The sequence below is a fragment of the Phenylobacterium sp. genome (assembly GCF_004299445.1).
Taxonomy (GTDB): domain Bacteria; phylum Pseudomonadota; class Alphaproteobacteria; order Caulobacterales; family Caulobacteraceae; genus Phenylobacterium.
Genome location: NZ_SCTC01000003.1, coordinates 84,140 through 101,012 on the forward strand (window position 1 = coordinate 84,140; position 16,873 = coordinate 101,012).

General features: G+C 68.4%; 18 protein-coding genes. 5 read left to right on the plus strand and 13 right to left on the minus strand.

Annotated elements, in window-relative coordinates; all coding sequences use genetic code 11:
- Window positions 1-17 precede the first annotated feature (17 nt).
- Window positions 18-290, minus strand: coding sequence for a hypothetical protein (locus EPN98_RS00615; RefSeq protein WP_293358824.1), 273 nt, complete (start codon window positions 288-290; stop codon window positions 18-20).
- A gap of 315 nt (window positions 291-605) precedes the next feature.
- Window positions 606-1,406 (minus strand): potassium channel family protein, encoded by an 801-nt coding sequence (locus EPN98_RS00620; protein ID WP_293358827.1) that lies wholly within the window; start codon window positions 1,404-1,406, stop codon window positions 606-608.
- A gap of 84 nt (window positions 1,407-1,490) precedes the next feature.
- Here EPN98_RS00620 and EPN98_RS00625 point away from each other — a divergent pair, with 84 nt between their 5' ends.
- Complete coding sequence (locus EPN98_RS00625) at window positions 1,491-1,673, plus strand: DUF3008 family protein (RefSeq protein WP_293358830.1); 183 nt, start codon at window positions 1,491-1,493, stop codon at window positions 1,671-1,673.
- Between the two features lie 6 nt (window positions 1,674-1,679).
- Here EPN98_RS00625 and EPN98_RS00630 read toward each other — a convergent pair whose 3' ends face one another.
- The gene (locus tag EPN98_RS00630) at window positions 1,680-2,753 is read right to left on the minus strand and encodes an acyl-CoA dehydrogenase family protein (RefSeq protein ID WP_293358833.1); all 1,074 of its coding nucleotides are present in this window, start codon (window positions 2,751-2,753) and stop codon (window positions 1,680-1,682) included.
- Window positions 2,754-3,920 (minus strand): acyl-CoA dehydrogenase family protein, encoded by a 1,167-nt coding sequence (locus EPN98_RS00635; RefSeq protein ID WP_293358835.1) that lies wholly within the window; start codon window positions 3,918-3,920, stop codon window positions 2,754-2,756.
- Window positions 3,921-4,018: 98 nt separating this feature from the next.
- On the opposite strand from EPN98_RS00635, the gene EPN98_RS00640 reads away from it, so the two are divergent.
- Window positions 4,019-5,329, plus strand: a complete 1,311-nt coding sequence (locus EPN98_RS00640; RefSeq protein ID WP_293358837.1) for a sorbosone dehydrogenase family protein — start codon at window positions 4,019-4,021, stop codon at window positions 5,327-5,329.
- Here EPN98_RS00640 and EPN98_RS00645 read toward each other — a convergent pair.
- Genes EPN98_RS00645 through EPN98_RS00655 form a run of 3 tightly spaced genes read right to left on the minus strand, consistent with a single transcriptional unit; the run spans window position 5,326 to window position 6,634 of the window.
- On the minus strand, window positions 5,326-5,889 hold the full coding sequence (locus EPN98_RS00645; RefSeq protein ID WP_293358838.1) for a GNAT family N-acetyltransferase: 564 nt from the start codon (window positions 5,887-5,889) through the stop codon (window positions 5,326-5,328). The two genes, EPN98_RS00640 and EPN98_RS00645, sit on opposite strands and share 4 nt — an antisense overlap.
- Before the next feature lies 1 nt (window position 5,890).
- Window positions 5,891-6,259 (minus strand): VOC family protein, encoded by a 369-nt coding sequence (locus EPN98_RS00650; RefSeq protein WP_293358839.1) that lies wholly within the window; start codon window positions 6,257-6,259, stop codon window positions 5,891-5,893.
- Window positions 6,260-6,262: 3 nt separating this feature from the next.
- The gene (locus EPN98_RS00655) at window positions 6,263-6,634 is read right to left on the minus strand and encodes a VOC family protein (RefSeq protein ID WP_293358840.1); all 372 of its coding nucleotides are present in this window, start codon (window positions 6,632-6,634) and stop codon (window positions 6,263-6,265) included.
- Window positions 6,635-6,789: 155 nt separating this feature from the next.
- On the opposite strand from EPN98_RS00655, the gene EPN98_RS00660 reads away from it, so the two are divergent.
- Together EPN98_RS00660 and EPN98_RS00665 are read left to right on the plus strand one after the other, a co-directional pair.
- Window positions 6,790-9,162 carry a penicillin acylase family protein gene (locus EPN98_RS00660; protein WP_293358842.1) on the plus strand — a complete coding sequence of 791 codons (2,373 nt, stop codon included), beginning with the start codon at window positions 6,790-6,792 and terminating at the stop codon, window positions 9,160-9,162.
- 8 nt (window positions 9,163-9,170) lie between these two features.
- Window positions 9,171-9,515, plus strand: a complete 345-nt coding sequence (locus EPN98_RS00665) for a gamma-glutamyltransferase (protein WP_293358843.1) — start codon at window positions 9,171-9,173, stop codon at window positions 9,513-9,515.
- Between the two features lie 179 nt (window positions 9,516-9,694).
- Here EPN98_RS00665 and EPN98_RS00670 read toward each other — a convergent pair whose 3' ends face one another.
- The 5 genes from EPN98_RS00670 to EPN98_RS00690 all read right to left on the minus strand — a co-directional run bounded on the left by EPN98_RS00670 (window position 9,695) and on the right by EPN98_RS00690 (window position 15,160).
- Window positions 9,695-10,417 carry an FkbM family methyltransferase gene (locus tag EPN98_RS00670; protein ID WP_293358845.1) on the minus strand — a complete coding sequence of 241 codons (723 nt, stop codon included), beginning with the start codon at window positions 10,415-10,417 and terminating at the stop codon, window positions 9,695-9,697.
- 17 nt (window positions 10,418-10,434) lie between these two features.
- Window positions 10,435-12,483 (minus strand): TonB-dependent receptor, encoded by a 2,049-nt coding sequence (locus tag EPN98_RS00675; RefSeq protein ID WP_293358847.1) that lies wholly within the window; start codon window positions 12,481-12,483, stop codon window positions 10,435-10,437.
- A gap of 137 nt (window positions 12,484-12,620) precedes the next feature.
- Window positions 12,621-13,313: an SDR family NAD(P)-dependent oxidoreductase gene (locus tag EPN98_RS00680; protein WP_293358849.1), complete on the minus strand. Its 693-nt coding sequence runs from the start codon at window positions 13,311-13,313 to the stop codon at window positions 12,621-12,623.
- 74 nt (window positions 13,314-13,387) lie between these two features.
- The gene (locus EPN98_RS00685) at window positions 13,388-14,560 is read right to left on the minus strand and encodes an acetyl-CoA C-acetyltransferase (protein WP_293358851.1); all 1,173 of its coding nucleotides are present in this window, start codon (window positions 14,558-14,560) and stop codon (window positions 13,388-13,390) included.
- Window positions 14,561-14,659: 99 nt separating this feature from the next.
- The gene (locus EPN98_RS00690) at window positions 14,660-15,160 is read right to left on the minus strand and encodes a GAF domain-containing protein (RefSeq protein WP_293358853.1); all 501 of its coding nucleotides are present in this window, start codon (window positions 15,158-15,160) and stop codon (window positions 14,660-14,662) included.
- 104 nt (window positions 15,161-15,264) lie between these two features.
- Between EPN98_RS00690 and EPN98_RS00695 the strand changes: the two genes are divergently transcribed.
- On the plus strand, window positions 15,265-15,672 hold the full coding sequence (locus EPN98_RS00695; protein WP_293358855.1) for a VOC family protein: 408 nt from the start codon (window positions 15,265-15,267) through the stop codon (window positions 15,670-15,672).
- A gap of 15 nt (window positions 15,673-15,687) precedes the next feature.
- On the opposite strand, the gene EPN98_RS00700 is transcribed toward EPN98_RS00695, so the two are convergent.
- Window positions 15,688-16,860 (minus strand): hypothetical protein, encoded by a 1,173-nt coding sequence (locus EPN98_RS00700; protein WP_293358857.1) that lies wholly within the window; start codon window positions 16,858-16,860, stop codon window positions 15,688-15,690.
- Between the last annotated feature and the right edge of the window lie 13 nt (window positions 16,861-16,873).

A 16,873-nucleotide genomic window follows, 5' to 3' on the forward strand; every position in this document is an offset into this window, starting at 1 on the left:
CCGCCGCCGCAAGGGCCTCAGACGCGACGGTCGGCCAACCAGCGTCCGACCGAGAAGATGATCGCCAGGTTCAGCGTCATGGCCGCGGCGCCCAACACCACCTCGCCGACCGCCCCCGGGTCCGACATCTGCGCCACCAGCAGGCTCCAAGGCATGCTCAGAAGGTCCGCGACGGTGGCCGCCCAGCCTTGCGACAGGCTCAGCCACCCCAAGGCGCCGGCGCCGATCGAAAGCAGGACGGCAAGGCAGGTCGCGGCATAGGCGACGCAGACGACGCGCGTCACCCTCACGCGGTCACATCCCTGGCTGAGGCGCCGATCCGGGGCTTGAACTCTCGGGCGAGACACATGAGAGAAACTCCCACAGGTTGTGCCCCCAAGGTGCACCTGCGGCGTAACATTCGCCAGCATTTGTTGCATCAGGCAGAGATCCACGCCGCTCCATAGCGCGCCCGCACGACACAGCCCGTCCAGCACACGGTCGTCGGCGATGTGCCCGTGCTCCGGCGCCCCAGCGCCTGCGGCCCAGCATCAGCGGTCGCGGGACGGATATCAGACCGCAGTCAGCCTCATGTGGCGCGTAGCCGCGCGGCTCTGATGCCAGCGTCATTCTTCATTCGGTATGTTCAGAAGAAGCCCGCACGCCTTGCAGTGAACGGCATCGGGGTCGTGCCGCAGCAATCCACAGTCAGGGCATATGAACCTGACCTTGTAGGGACGGATCAGGGTCTGCGCGAAGCGAACGAAGAGGGTGATCCCGCTGATCATGATCACGATCGTCAGTAGCTTGCCGTAGGTCCCGGGCAGCGTGATGTCGCCGAATCCCGTGGTCGTGAGTGTGGTGACCGTGAAGTAGAGCGCGTCCACATAGCCGCCCAGGCCGGGATGCGAACGGGCGAAGCTGGCGTAGACGAACCCGGTCGCGATGAAGACGAAGGTGATGAGGGTCGCCAGCGACTTGGAGACATCCTCCACGCGCGTGTCGTCATAGCGCCGTCCGATCGTGGCCCAGAAGATCTCGCTGTGGAACAGCGACCACAGCCGCAGCACCCGCAGGAACGCCAGGTTGAACAGGGTCAGCGGGAACAGCAGCGTCACCAGCACGAACAGGTCGATCCAGACGCTGAACCGCCGGAAGAACGCTTTGAGGCTCGTGTCGGCCAACGCACGCGCGCCCAGCTCGGTGGCCAGCACCAGCGCCACCGCGTAGTCGACAACCAGATAGGCCGGATAGTCGCGCAGGAACGGCGCGGCCACGAAGAAGGCGATCAACAGCAGGTCTATGGCGATCACCCACAGGCGGAACCGCACCGCGCCCGGGCTGTCGCCATGATAGAGCTCGCGCAGACGCACCCGCAGCCGCGCGATCTGCGCCCGCTTGCCTGCCGTATCCGCCGGATCGGCCAATCTCGTCTCCCCGCAGCCTGCGCCATGAACCCGCGCGCCAGTGTGGGGGTTCATCGGGCGTCCCCACAATCAAGGAATGCTCCGATGCCCGCCAAATCCGCCGCCCAGCAGAAGGCCGCCGGCGCCGCGCTCTCAGCCAAGCGCGGCGACACGCCCAAGCGCCGGCTGAAGGGCGCGTCGAGGTCGATGATGTCGATGTCCGAGAAGGAACTCGAGGAAATGGCTTCGACCAAGCACAGGGGTAAGCCTGAGCACGTGAAGCCGTAGTTCGCGCTACGCCGCCAGCCCCTGCATCCGCGCCGCCAGTTCACGCACGCGTTCTGGGCCGCCCAGCAACTGGCGGTTCTGACCGATGCGCTTGAACCAGTAGTGCAGGCCCAAGAGGTCGGTCATGCCGATGCCGCCATGCACCTCGGTGGCCGTGCGCGCGATGAAGCGGCCGATCTCCGAGGTATGGGCCTTGGCGTGGGCCGCCATCAGCGAGGCCTCCTCCGGGGCATTGTCGAAGGCGTAGGCGGCGTACCAGACCAGCGCGCGGGCGGGCTCGAGTTCGGCGGCCATCTCGGCGCAAAGGTGCTTCACGGCCTGGAAGCTGCCGATCGTGCGGCCGAACTGCTTGCGCTCCTTCGCGTACTCGACGGCCCTGTCGAGCATCGTCTGGCAGGCGCCCAGTGTATCGGCGGCGATCATCACCCAAGCCGCGTCACGCAGGCGGTCCAGCGCCTGGTTGGACGACAGCGCCTCGGCCGGCGCCCCTCTGAACGTGAGTTCGGTGAGCCGCCGCGTGGCGTCGATGCTGGGCAGGATCTCGCTCGCGTCGGCCTTCGCCGCCAGGTGCAGCACGCCCGAGCGGTCCGCCACGACCAGCAGGTCGGCCGCCATCGCGTCCAAGGCAAATAGCGCCTTGCCAGTCAGCTTCCCGCCTTCCGCCGTCACGCCCGCGCCGTCGCGAGCGCCGGCGATGGGTTCGGAGATCGCGGCGCCCGCCGTCGCCCCGCCGTCCGCCAGCTTTGGCAACCAGGCGCGCTTCTGCTCATCGCTCCCGCCCAGCCGCAGCGCCAGCGGCGCCAGGACGGCCGAGCCCAGGAAGGGCGTCGGCGCAACGACGCGACCCAGCGCCTCGGCCGCCAGCGCGGCCTCCAGCAGCCCCAGGCCCAGCCCCCCATGCTCCTCGGGAACCAACAGGCCCGGCAGCCCCAGCTCGGAGAGGCCCGCCCAGATGTCGGGCGCGGTCGCTTCGCCGCCGTCGGCGAACCTGCGCACGCGATCCAGGGACGACAGGTCGGCCAGGGCCTTGGTCAGGCTGTCCTGCAGCAGGGTCTGATCTTCCGACAGCGCAAACCGCATCTACGCCCCCACCGTCTTGGGTTCGCGCGGCATGCCCAGCCCACGTTCCGAAATGATGTTCTTCTGGATCTGCGCCGTCCCGCCGCCAATGATCAGGCCCAGGTCGAACATGTAGTTCCGCTGCCAGCCGCCCTTCGCACGCAGGTGGGGTCCGTCATGGTAGAGGATCCCCAGCTCGCCCAGGGCGTCGATCGCCAGCGCCGCCACCTGGTGGTTCAGCTCGCAGCCCTGCAGCTTCACAACCAGCCGGGCCAGGCCCGCCGTATCATCGGTCAGCGTGCGCAGGCCGTTGAACTTCATCGAGAATACACGCGCCTGCAGCTGCATCAGCCGGTCGCGGAAGATCGGATTGTCGATGATCCGATGACCATCCACCGTCTCGGATTTCATCAGTTCAATCAGGGCCTTGAGCCGAGCTTCTGTAGCGTTCGGATCGCCCAGCATCCCGCGCTCATGCTTGAGCGTCGTATTCGCGACGAACCAACCTCGCCCGCGACCGCCGACGACGTTCTTCTGCGGCACCCGCACGTCGGTGAAGAACACCTCGTTGAATTCGGCGTGCCCGGTCATGGTCTTGAGCGGCCGGACGTCGATCCCCGGCGTGTTCATCGGGAACAGGATGTAGCTGATCCCCTCGTGCTTGGCGGCGTCAGGCTCCGTGCGCACCAGGCAGAAGATCATGTCGGCCTGAGCAGCCGTACTTGTCCATATTTTTTGGCCACTTATGAGAAAATCCTCACCATCCTCGACCGCCTTGGTCTGCAGGTTGGCAAGGTCCGAGCCGGCGCCCGGTTCGGAGTAGCCCTGGCACCAGATCACCTCTCCGCGCAGGGTGGGGCCGATCCACTGCCGCTTCTGGTCCTCGGACCCCACCTCCAGCAGCGTCGGCACCAGCATCGATATGCCTTGCCCGGCCATGCCTCGGGGCGCGCCAGCGGCGATGAACTCTTCGGCGATGATGCGGCCCTTCAGGATGTCGGGCTCGGCGCCGTAGCCGCCGTATTCCTTCGGGATGGTGCGGGCCGCATATCCGGCCTCGATCAGCGTCCGCTGCCAGGCTTTAGGATCGTTGGGCGCGCCGTCCTTGTGGTGGTCCTTGTGCGCCTCCAGGAAGGCCCGCACCTCGTCGCGGAAGGCCGCCAGTTCTGGCGTCAGCGTCAGGTCCATGTCACTCCCCTTTCCGCCCACTGCACCACCCTTTCGCCGCGTGAGGCAACGGCGCCGTGGCGTAAGCGTTTGCCCCTGACCGATTCCTGGAGACGCCGATGCAAAACCCCTGGCCGGCCGCGGCCCTGGCGCTGAGCCTGACCGCCTGCACCGCCCCCGGATCGGATGACCCGTTTGTCGGATTCGGCCCGAATCCCAAGCTGCCCCCGCCAAAGACCAGCCTGATCCCGTCCATCGGCGTTCCCGACGTGGTGCGCTGGCCCGCGGGCGCGGCGCCCAAGGCGCCGGACGGATTCACGGTCACCCGCTATGCCGAAGGGCTGGATCATCCCCGCTGGCTGCTGGTCCTGCCCAATGGCGACGTGCTGGCCGCCGAAGCCGCGGCGCCGCCGAAGCCGCCCGGGACCGAAGAGAAGGGTGTCCGCGCCTTCTTCCAGAAGATGCTGATGAAGAAGGTGGGCTCGATCGTCCCCAGCGCTGACCGCATCACCCTGCTGCGTGACGCCGACGGGGATGGAGTCGCGGAGACAGAGTCGGTTTTCGCCACCGGCCTGAAGAGTCCGTTCGGGATGACCGTGGTGGGCGCAACACTCTATGTCGCCAATGCCGACGGCGTCGTGAGCTTCCCCTACCGGCCAGGCCAGACCTCGGTGGCCGGCCCGGGAACCGCCGTCTTCGCCCTGCCGGCCGGGATCAATCACCACTGGACCAAGAACGTCGTGGCCAGCCCCGACGGCTCGACGCTGTTCGCCACCGTCGGTTCCAACTCCAACATCGCCGAGAAGGGAATGGCCATCGAGGAAGGCCGCGCCGCGATCTGGGCCTATGACATCGCAAGCCGCACCACCCGCGTCTTCGCCAGCGGCCTCCGCAACCCCAACGGTCTCGATTTCGACCCGGCCACCGGCGTCATGTGGACCGTCTCCAACGAGCGCGATGAGATCGGCCCGGACGTGCCGCCCGATTACCTCACCAGCGTGAAGGATGGCGGCTTCTACGGCTGGCCCTGGAGCTATTGGGGCCGGAATGTCGACAAGCGTGTTCAGCCGCAGCGGCCCGAGATGGTGGCGCGTGCGATCCAGCCCGACTATGCGCTGGGCCCGCACACAGCCTCTCTGGGCCTGGCATTCTATCGCGGCGACACATTCCCGGCGGCCTATCGCGGGGGCGCCTTCATCGGTCAGCACGGTTCGTGGAACCGCCAGCCGTTGAACGGGTATCGCGTCGTCTTCGTACCGTTCGCGGGCGGCCGGCCTCAGATGCCGGCGCAGGCCTTCCTGACCAGCTTCCTCAACGCCGACAACAAGATCCAGGGTCGCCCCGTCGGCGTGGCTGTCGATGGGCGCGGCGCCCTTCTGGTGGCGGACGACGTGGGCGGGATCGTCTGGCGAGTGGCGGCCGCGCGCTAGAGCGCGATCCGATAGCGCAGCTTCTGGCCTTCGCCATAGGCCTTCGGCATCTCGAAGGCCTCGACCAACGCGCCCCCGTTGTTGCGGATCACCCTCTGCGACGGGATGTTGTCAGGGTCGGTGGTCAGCTCCACATAAGTCAGGCCCTGGGCTCGGCACTCCGGCAGCAATTGCCGCACCGCCTCGGATGCGTAACCGCGCCCCCGCTTCCAGGGCACGACTGCGTAGCCCACATGTCCGAACACGTGCTCGGGCAGCAGGGACGTGCCGGGTTCCCAGCGCAATCCGATCGAACCACAGAATTCGCCGTCCCATAGCCAGCGGTTGTAGCCCGGCAGGCGCCTGGCCATCGTCCCGTCCGGCAACTCGATGGGCGCGCCCCGGGCCTCGACGTCATCCAGCGAGGCCACGAACGCCGCCGCATCCTCGTCGATGCGCCGCAGGTCCGAGGCGATCGTCTTCTCCAGGCCCACATTGTCCCGCGACCATCCCCGCCGCAGAGCCTCCACAAACCCGGGCAACAGCTCAAGCGACGGGGGCTTCAGCTCCAGCGCGGCCATGTCACCCCATCTTGAAGACGCAGAGCTTGTTGCCGTCGAGATCGCGGAAGTAGGCCCCGTAGAAGCCGCCGCCCCGGTCGCCGGGCGGCCCTTCACAGATCGCTCCCGCCGCCATCGCCGCGGCGTGGGTGGCGTGGATCTGCTCAGGCGTGTCGGCGGACAGCGCCACCATCACGCCGTTGCCGACGCTCTGCGGCGCGCCGTCGAACGGCAGGGTGATCCCCAGCATCGCGCCCCGACCCGGGCCGCCGTAGTACTGGGAGCGCTCGTACGTGAGTGTCCTGCGTCCCCCGAGCGGGGCCAGCACGGCGTCGTAGAACGCCCGCGCCCGCTCGAGGTCCGAGACACCGAGAGTGGTGTAGCCGATCACGCGTCAGCCCATCTTGAAGACGCAGATCTTGTTTCCGTCCGGGTCGCGGAAGTACGCGCCGTAGAACGTCGGCAGCCGCTGCCCGGGCGGGCCATCGCACGTGCCGCCGGCCGCGAGCGCGGCGGCGTGGGCCGCATCAACCTGCTCCTTCGAGGCCGCCGGCAGGCCGAACATCGAGCCGTTGCCCGCCGTCGCCGGCTTCTCGTCGTAAGGCTTGCTCACGGCGATCATGCCGGGCGTGTCCTTGCTGCCGTAGAATTGCATGCGGTCGCCGTTGGCGAAGGTGCGGGCGCCGCCCAGTGTGGCGAGCACCGCGTCGTAGAACTTGGTCGCCCGTTCCAGGTCGTTCGTGCCGATAGTGGCGTAGCCGATCATGGGTATTCCTTCCTGATGAGGCGGGAACCCTAGCGGATGACCCGCGCGGCAACGCAAGGGCCAGCTTGAGCATCAGGGCCTTTCGACGCGAGACCCATTGGACGGATGCGCCCGGCCCGGTCCACAATCGCGGCAACGAACAGGGGAGTTTGGGGATGTTGAAGGGTCTGGTCGCGGGTGCGGCCGTGTTGCTGGGCGCCAGCGCGGCGCATGCCGAGGTCACCACCGCTGTCCGCCAGGAAGCCGCGCCGGTCCGCGGTCTCTCCCAGCCCGCCGAGATCATCGTCGACCGCTGGGGCGTGCCGCACATCTATGCGGCGAACACCCGCGACGCCTTCTTCCTGCAAGGCTGGAACGCCGCACGCGACCGGCTCTGGCAGATCGACTTGTGGCGCAAGCGCGGACTGGGCCGTCTTTCCGCCAGCCTGGGCCCCGCCTACGTCGCTCAGGACCGCGCGGCGCGCCTCTTCCTGTATCGCGGCGACATGGCGGCTGAATGGGCGTCGTACGATCCGATCGGCCGCGAGGCGGTCGAGGCCTTCGCCGCCGGCGTGAATGCTTATGTGGGCGAGGTCCGCGCCGGCCAGCGGCCGCTGCCCGTCGAGTTCAAGCTGACCAAGAGCCAGCCCGAGGACTGGAACCCGGAAGACATTCTGCGCATCCGCAGCCACGCGCTGGTCAGCAACGTCACCTCCGAGGTCGCCCGGGCCCTGACCGTCTGCGCCGGCGGTCCCGAGGCCGACGCCTTGCGCCGCAAGCTGGAGCCCGCGCGCAAGCTTGTCATGCCAAAAGGCCTCGACCCGTGCTCGGTCCCGGCCAACGTGCTGAACGACTACGTCCTGGCCACCGACCCCGTCAGCTTCGGCCCGCTCATCAAGAGCGCCGAGACAGAGGCGCCCAAGCCGCTGGCGCAGGTCATCGACGAGCGCGCCGCCGAGGGCTCTAACAACTGGACGATCGCCGCGTCGCGCAGCGCCACCGGCCGCCCGATCCTGGCCAACGATCCACACCGCCCGGTGGGCGCGCCGGCTCTGCGCTACATCGCCCACCTGGACGCGCCGGGCCTGTCGATCATAGGCGCCGGCGAGCCCGCGCTGCCGGGCGTTTCGTTCGGCCACAACGGGACCACTGCGTTCGGCATCACCATCAACTACGTCGACCAGGAGGACCTGTACGCCTACGAGGTCCGCGGGAACGCCTACCGCTACAAGGGCGGCTTCGAGCCCATGAGGACGGTCAGCGAGACCATCGAAGTCAAGGGCGGCGCACCTCAGACGGTCGAACTCCGCTTCACCCGCCATGGCCCCGTGATCTGGCAGGACGCCACGCGCGCCTTCGCGATCCGCACCGTCTGGAACGAGCCTGGTCTGGCCGGCTACTTCGGCTCGTCGCGGATGTGGCGGGCCAAGGACTGGAACGATTTCCAGACCGCCCGCGACAAGTGGGGCGCCCCGCCGCTGAACCTGGTCTATGCCGACACGAAGGGCGACATCGGGTGGGCCGTCGCGGCCCGCACGCCGGTCCGGCCCAACTGGGATGGCCTGACGCCCGTGCCCGGTGACGGACGCTACGAGTGGGCCGGTTTCCGCAAGGACGGCGAATTGCCCGTCGTGAAGAACCCCGCCGCGGGCTTCTTCGCCACCGCCAACGCCATGAACATCCCGGCCGAGCCCGAGTACCCCCGCGCCGAGCGCAAACTGGGCTTCGAATGGGCCGACCCCAGCCGTTCGATCCGAATCCATGAGGTGCTGAACGGCCTGCCGAAGATCAGCCTGGGCGACTCCATGGCGTTGCAGACCGACAGCGTCAGTCCGCAGGCCCGCCGCGGCGTGGCGCTGCTACAGTCGTTGACGTCCACCGATCCCGACGTGGCGAAGGCGCTGACCTATCTCAAGTCCTGGAACGGCGACGAAGCCACCGACAGTGTCGCGGCCAGCCTCTACGAGACCTGGGCGGTGAAGCACCTGGGCGCCGCGGTCTCGGCCGTCGCCGCGAAGGAGGCCGCCCGGCCGCTGATCGGCGCCAGCTCGCCCGACCCGTTGCTCACCTGGCTGGAAGGCCAGTCGCCGGATGCACGCACGCCCGTTCTGCAGGCGAGCCTGAAGGCCGCAATCGTTGAGCTGAAGGGGCGCCTCGGGCCCGACATGTCCACGTGGACCTGGGGCCGCCTGCACCACGCCCGGTTCGTTCCCGCCGCGGCCGGTCTGGCCGATCCCCAGCTGGCGGCCCAGATGAGCGTGGGGCCGCAACAGGTTCCCGGCTCATCCTCGACACCGCGAGCGGCCACCTGGAACCCGAGCGATTTCCGCCAGACATCTGGCGCCTCGGTGCGGCTGGTGCTGGACGTCGGAGCCTGGGACAACTCGATGGCCATCAACACCCCCGGCCAGTCGGGCGACCCGATGAGCGTCCACTACCGCGACCTGTTCCCGCTCTGGGCTTCCGGCGCCTACGTGCCGCTGCGCTTCAGCCGTGGGGCCGTCGAGGGTGACGCGGGTGTCGTGATGAAGCTGACGCCGGCGCCCTAGGAACCTCCATGCGATCCCTGGTCCCCCAAGCGTCTTCGCTCCGCCGATGGGCGGCGACCCTGGTCGCGTCGATCGGCGCTCTGCTCGCCGGCGTCGCGCACGCCGCCTCCCCCGCCGCTCCCATCGCCGGCAGCGGCGGCATGGTGGTGAGCGCCCAGCACCTCGCCTCGGATGTCGGCGCCGACATTCTGAGGCGTGGCCGCAACCCCGTCGACGCCGCCGTCGCCGTGGGCTACGCCCTGGCGGTGGTCTACCCGCAGGCCGGCAACATCGGCGGCGGCGGTTTCATGACGCTGCGCCTCGCCGACGGCCCGACACGCGTCGCCTCCTGGAAGCCCGTGGCCACCGGCTGAGCGACGAGGGGCCGTGGGGAATCGCGGAAGGCATTGTCACCGGCGCGCCAACGCAGGCGCCGGGTCAGACGCGCGATCGGGTGCTGTCGCTGGGCGGAAGCCCCCTGGCGGGGGCGACGATGTTCGGAGGCCACGACGCCCGCCAGACCGGCGGATCGGCCGCGCCGGTGCGATAGCGGCTAACGCACGTACCAGTCGTCGGCGCGCGACAGCGCCGCGAACTTGCGCCGGAAGCCGTGGCCCGTCAGCAGTTCATGCAGCGCGTCGCGGCGGGCGGTGTAGTTGTGCTCCACGGTGATCAGCCGCACGTCCCACGCGGCAAAGTCGAAGGCGCTCAGGATGTCGAACTCGGAGCCCTCGGTATCGACCGACAGGTAGTCGATGCGGCGCGGCGCCTGCCAGTGGCGCAGCAGATCGTCCAGCGACACCGTCTCGACCTCGTAACGCGTTCCGCCGCGGCGGCTGTCGGCGTGCAGGTCGCCGTCCGAGTAGCTGTCGATGGTGGAATGATCCACCGGTCGACACTCGTTGAACAACAGCCGCTGGCCGCTCTCCACCCAGACGCATCGCTGATCCACATGGGCGGACCGGCGCGCCAGATACGGGTGCGCCGCCCGCGCCGGCTCTGCCAGGATGCCGGACCATCCCAGCGCCTCTTCGAGGTAGAGCGTGTTGGACGAGGTCCTCCCGTCCAGCGCCCCGAACTCCACGAAGTACCCGTCGCGCTGCTCGGCAAGCTCCCAGGCGACCCAGAGATCCTGCAGCAGCTGGCTGTGGCTGCCCGTCAGGCGCTCCAGGCAGAACCGCACGAACCGCATCTGCTCGTCGGCGTCCGGCGACGCCGACAGCTCGCGCAGCAGCACCAGGACGTCCAGGGCTTCGGCGAAGGTCAGGCGGGCCATGCGAGAGGCTTAGCGCCTCAGCGCCCGAACGTCTTGCGCAGCCGCACCATCAGGTTGCCGCCCCACTCCAGGTCCCGATAGTCGGTGTAGGTCAGGCGGCCCAGGCTGCGAGGTCCGGCGTAGACTTCGCGGATGCGCTTGGCGGCGCGCATGTTGATGCCGTTGGCCTCGACGCGCAGCGTCAGGTCCGGCGCCAGACGATGCTCGGTGAACAGGATCAGATAGGGCGAAACCTTCTTCGTCTCGATCTCGGTCAACCGGAACACCCGCTCGCGGAACCCGCCCAGCAAATCCAGGCCCCAAGTCATCTTCCAGTCCGGCAGCGCCTGGCTGAAGTGGAGCTCCCAGTCCACCGGGTGCAGCGTCGAAATCTGCCGGTTCGACGAGGTCAGCGGGTCCAGCACCTTGGTGTCGCGCCAGGTCACCTGGCCCTTCAGTTGAGCGGCCCCGATGCCCAGGCGGTCCAGCGGCGCGGTCAGGCCGATGGCGATCTCGTTCTTCGTCCCGGAGTCGATGTTGCCCGGCGCGTCGGCCAAGACGACGCCGGCAGAGTTCACGATGGGCAGGCGATCCACCACGTCCGACAAGTCGAACCGGCGATATGTCAGGACGATCGAACCGTCCTTCCAGAAGCGCCGCTCGAGCGTCGCTTCATAGACCCACGCCTGCTGCGGCGTCAGGTCGGGATTTCCAGCCACGACCACGCCCGTCGAAGCCACGTTCGGGGAGGCGACGAAGTCGTCGAAGTTGAGCTGGCCCACCTCGCGCTCGACGCGCATGCGCACTTGCATCAGCGCATTCGGGTTCCAGGTCACGGCCGCCCGAGGCTTCAGGAAATGCAGCGACTTCTCCAGGGTCACGTCGCCCTCGGACGTCACACGCGAGACCTCCTGACGCCCACCGGCCTCCAGGGTCAGCTGCGGCGTCGCCTGCCAGGTTCCCCGCAGGATCGCGTTGGCGCGCAGTTCCTCGACCAAGACGTCGCCCGCGGGCAGCGCCACCGCCCGGCCGTTGATGCTGAGCCGTGTCTGGCTGTCCAGCCGGTTGTAGGCGCCTTCGCTGCCGACCTCGATCTTCATGCCCGGCCGGGGCGTGACGTTGAACTGGACCCGCCCGACCGTCTCGTAGTTCTTGCGGTCGAGGGCGAAGTCGCGCGTCAGGGTCGGCGCTTCGAAGTGCGAACGCTGGTCCTGGATGAACACCTGCTGGAAGAGGACGGCCTCCAGTCCGACGGTGTCGCTCAGCCGGCGGCTGAAACGCATGCCCGCCTCGTGCTGGCCCCGCTTGTTAGGTGACTTCTCGTACTCCACGCCGCCCGAGATCCGGTCGGTGTCGTAGAGCTCGAGCGCGCCATAGTTGAACTGGAGCGCGCCGTTGAGACTGAGGAGCCCGCCCAGGAAGGGCGTCGTGAAGGCGCCCGTGGTCTGGACGCGGTGGCCGTGCTGGTCGGCGTCGACTTCGGAATCGATCAGCCGGGTCCGACCGTCGGGCGCATAGCGGATGCGGTCGCCGTCGCCGTTCTCGTCGTTCGGGAAATGGCCGGTGCTGAAAGTCTGGCTGAGTTCCGCCGTCCGCCCGCCCGGAAGGGTCCACTGTCCCTCAAAGCGGACGCCGGGCAGGAACCGGCCATCGTAGACCGCGTCGAAGTAGGGCTGCACCGAGCCCCGGAAGCCGGCCACCTGCTTGCGCACCACGTTGGCCAGCACCGAGCGGCCTTCCATGTCGATGCCCGGCGCGCCGCCGCGGATCACCTCCACGCGCGCGACCGAGTCGGCCGGAATGCGGCGCAGGATGTCCTCCAGCGGGTCGTTCTTGGCCAACGGCGGGCGACCGTCGATCAGCACGTTGCCACCGGAGCCTTCCAGGCCGCGCACCGTCGAGCCCTTGTCGAAGGTGAAGCCAGGCAGGCGAATGACCATGTCGTAGGCTGTGACCGGTCGGATGTCGGCGAAGAAGGCCGGCGGATAGGCGATCACGCCTCGCTCGGGCGGCGCAGCCACCGGCGCAGATTGAGCTTCGGCCGCCTGCGGCGCGGCCGCGGCGACGATCATAAGCCAAGCACCCATCTTCGGGGTCGCCTCCCTGAGCGACACTTTTTCAGGGTTCGCAGGCTCAAGCTACCGGCGTTCACTTACGCGCGGGATTTCGAAACTCGGGTGCGGCTTTCGCGTAACAGGCTCTCCCTGCGTGACGTCAGCGCGCCTCAGACCCGCCCCGTCACCGGCACCAGCGCACCGGTCACCGCCACCGCCGCCTCGCTGGCCAGGAACAGCATCACAGAGGCCAGATCGTCGGGGGCGACCCAGGCGGCGAAGTCGGCGGCGGGCATGTCGGCGCGGTTCGTGGGCGTGTCGATGATCGAGGGCAGCACGGCGTTGACGGTGACCCCGTCGCCCTTCAGTTCCTCGGCCAGGGCCTGCGTCAGGCTGTGGACGCCCGCCTTGGCGGCGGCATAGGCGCCCATGCCCATCGCCGCCTTCAGCGCCGCCGCCGAGCCCACGTTGACGATCCGCCCCGCGGCGCTGCGCTTCAGGTGCGGGACGGCGGCGCGACAGGCGTTGGCCGCGGTCAGCACGTTCAGCCGGTACATCGCCGGCCAGCTTGCGATCGAGCCGTCCTGCAGGGTCTCCCAGGTGAACCCGCCGGCGATGTTGAGCAGCGCGTCGACCCCGCCAAACCGATCGGCCACGGCGTCCATCGCGGCGCCAGATTGCACAGCGTCGGTCAGGTCAACGCCGCCGAGCACCAGCACGTCCGGGCCGCTCGGCAAGCCCACCGGCGCATCCTTGGCGAAGTCGATCAGCGCCAGCCTGGCGCCCTGCCCGGCCGCGGCTTTCGCCGCCGCCTGACCCAACACCCCGAAGGCGCCTGTGATCGCGATCACCCGTCCGGCCATATCCAACCCCTGAAAACGGAAACGGCCGGGGTCTCCCCCGGCCGCTCCTCAGAACCGCAATTCCGCGCGGAACGCTAGAGGCGCTCGACGATCGTGACGTTGGCCATGCCGCCGCCTTCGCACATGGTCTGCAGGCCATACTTCTTGCCGCGGGCCTTCAGGGCGTAGAGCAGCGTGGTCATCAGCTTGGTGCCCGACGCGCCCAGCGGGTGGCCCAGCGCGATCGCGCCGCCGTTGACGTTGACCCGCTCGGGGTCGGCGCCCAGCTTCTGGATGAAGGCCACCGGCACCGAGGCGAAGGCCTCGTTCACTTCGAACAGGTCGATGTCGTCGATCGACATGCCGGCCTTCTTCAGCGCCCGCTCGGTCGCAGGGATCGGCGCTTCCAGCATGATCACCGGGTCGTGGCCCAGCAGCGACAGGTGGTGGATGCGGGCCAGCGGCGTCAGGTTGTGTTCCTTAAGCGCCTTTTCCGACACGACCATCACGCCCGAAGCGCCGTCGCAGATCTGTGAAGAGGTGGCCGCCGTGATCCGGCCACCCTCACGCAGCAGCTTCACGCCGCGCATGCCCTCCAGGCTGACGTCATAGCGGATGCCCTCGTCGCTATCGTGACGGATGGTGTTGCCCTCGGCGTCCAGGCCGTCGATGGCCAGGATCTCATCCTTGAAGGCGCCGCCCTGGGTGGCCGCGATGGCGCGCTGGTGGCTGGTGTAGCCGTACTCGTCCAGCTGGTCCTTGGTCAGGCCATACTTCTCGGCGACCATCTCGGCGCCCATGAACTGGCTGAACTGGATGTTCGGATAGCGCTCTTCCTGGCGCGGGCTCTTCGGAATGCCGAAGCCTTCCTTGGCCGGCAGCGAAACCGACAGGCCCATCGGCACGCGGGTCATGCTCTCGACGCCCGAGGCGATCACCACGTCCATCGTGCCGCTCATGACCGCCTGGGCGGCGAAGTGCAGCGCCTGCTGCGACGAGCCACACTGGCGGTCCACCGAGGTGCCGGGCACGCTTTCCGGCAGGCGCGAGCTCAGCACCGAGTTGCGCGCGACGTTGGTCGACTGCTCGCCCACCTGCATCACGCAGCCCATGACCACGTCCTCGATCACGTTCGGGTCGATGCCCGTGCGGTCCAGCAGGTCGTTCAGGACGACGCCGCCGAGGTCAGAGGGGTGCCAGCCACGAACGCGGCCGCCCTTGCGGCCACCGGCGGTGCGGGTTGCGGCGACGATATAAGCCTCGGCCATTTTGAAACTCCCAATCAGACTTGCGCCGTCCCGGCGCTTCGCCGGGAGTTGTAAGAGGGGCGCCGCTGCGGAAGACAACGTGGGTGACGCGGGCGTCACCTAACCTTGGGAGAAGGTCGCCGCCATGATGCGCTCCAGCCACGCCTGGTCGGTCTCGTCGAACGCCGCCGGACGGTCGGAGTCGACATCGAACACAGCGATCAGCTTGCCCCCCGCATCGAAGACCGGGACCACGATCTCGCTGGCCGATCGGCCGTCGCAGGCGATGTGGCCGGGGAAGGCGTGAACATCGGGCACCAACTGGGTCTGCCGCGTCGCCGCCGCCGTCCCGCAGACGCCCCGCCCAAAGGCGATTCGCATGCAGCCCAGGGTTCCCTGGTAGGGACCGACCACCAACTCGGCCTCCTTCGTGGGGTCGACCACGTAGAAGCCGGTCCAGAAATAGCTGTCGAAGCTGTTGGCAAGCATGGAGCTGACCGTGGCCATTCGCGCCGTCAGGTTCGGCTCCCCGTCCAGAACGGACGCGATCTCCTCGGCCACGGCGGCATAGCGCTGAGCCTTGTCGGCGGGCAGGACGACATCGTTGAAGGCTTCGGCCATGGCGCTGATGTAGCGATGCCCCGACCTGCGGGCCAGTCCTGGCCGCTTGATCTCGGCGCCGACGGCGTAGAAGGTGCCCCCAGACTTCGAAAGGGGAGTATGCCATGAGCGTCGCCGCCACCGACCGTCCCGCCAAGGCGGCCGAAGTCCTAGCCGCCGTCGGCATCGGCGTCGCCGACCTGGCGCGCGCAGAGGACTTCTACGTCCGCGTCCTGGGCATGTCGGTGCAACAGCGCATCAAGCTGCCGCACATGGACGAGGTCATCGTGGGCCATCCCGGCCGCACGTCGGTGGTGCTGATGCACTGGACCGACGGCTCGGACCGGAACTACCGAGCGAACCCGGTGAAGATCGTCTTCTACGTGCCGGACGCGAAGGGCGTGATGGACAAGATCCGCGCCGAGGGCCTGCCGATCAGCCGCGACGCGGTCGCCTCGCCCGATTTCGGCGACCGCATCATCGGCCTGGCCGAAGACCCCGACGGCTACGTCATCGAGCTGATCCAACGCTAGGCGGACCCGGCGCCGCTAGTCGGCGCCGGACTTCGCCTTGCCCTTGGCGGTCGGCTGGGCCTTCTCCGCAGCGGCGGCCGCGTCGGCGGCGGCCTTGGCCTTGGCTTCGGCCTCTTCCTTTTCCTTCTGCCGCGCGCCGGCCAGGATGCCCGGCAGGGCGTAGTTGCCCTCGTGGCAGGCGTACTCATAGACGCGGCCGTTCAGGGTGCTGAAGGTGTACTCGCCGCCCCAGGGCTTGTCCCACATCTCGGGATCTTCCAGCTGGAACCGGTAGAGGATCTTGGTCGGCGACAGCCGGGTGAACCACTCGGTGACCTTGAGGTTCTTCCACGAGCCCATGAACTGCTGGCTCTCGGGCAGATTGGTGGTCTCGACCACAAGAGTGTCACCCTCGTATCGACCGATGGAGTCCCCCATCGTCGGCCGCAGCCCGTCGGTGCGATGCGTCCCGTTCAGCCGGATGATGCGGGCGTCGTGGATCATCTCCACCTCGATCACCACGGCGTCCGGCGTCTGCACGATCTGATAGTTGTTGTTGTAATAGCCGTTTGGCAGCATGGGCGGGCCCGTGTTGCGGCCGAAGCCCGAGATGCAGCGCTCGCCCAGCGAGCGGTTCTCATAGCTGTCGTAGATGTCGCGGAATCCGCCGCCCCGCGGCGCAGGCGCGCCGGCCTTGCGCGGGGGCGGCAGGCCGTTTTCGGTCGTGAGGATCGAGGTCCGGTAGACGCCGTTGATCTCGACCATGTGCATGCCCGGATCGATCCAGAAGGTGTTGTAGCCTCCCGTGTCGCCACCGGCGGCGATGAAGTCGGGCCGAATCTCCACCAGCTTCGAGCTGCTCAGCTTGGCCTGCACCTCGGCGGTGGACTCGCTCTGGTCGGTCGGCGCATCGGACTCGGCCAGCGCCTGGGCCCAGATCTTCTCGAACGCCCTGGCCTCTTCGGCGGTGAGCGTCGCCTTGTCCGAGATGCGGCGGTTGCGCGTGAGCGGCGTCAATGTGGCGTTTGACCAATAGCCGGACAGGTCGGGCTGGCCCATGGCGTTCCTGGGCCGCTTCCAGCCGGCCGGCGGGATTGAGGAGTCGGCGGCGGCCGAAACAGGCGGGCCCTTGGTCTGGGCGGCCGCGGTGAATCCCATGCCGGTGGTGACGAGCGCGGTTCCTAACGCGAGGACGAGGGCATAGCGCATGGTGAAGCTCCGG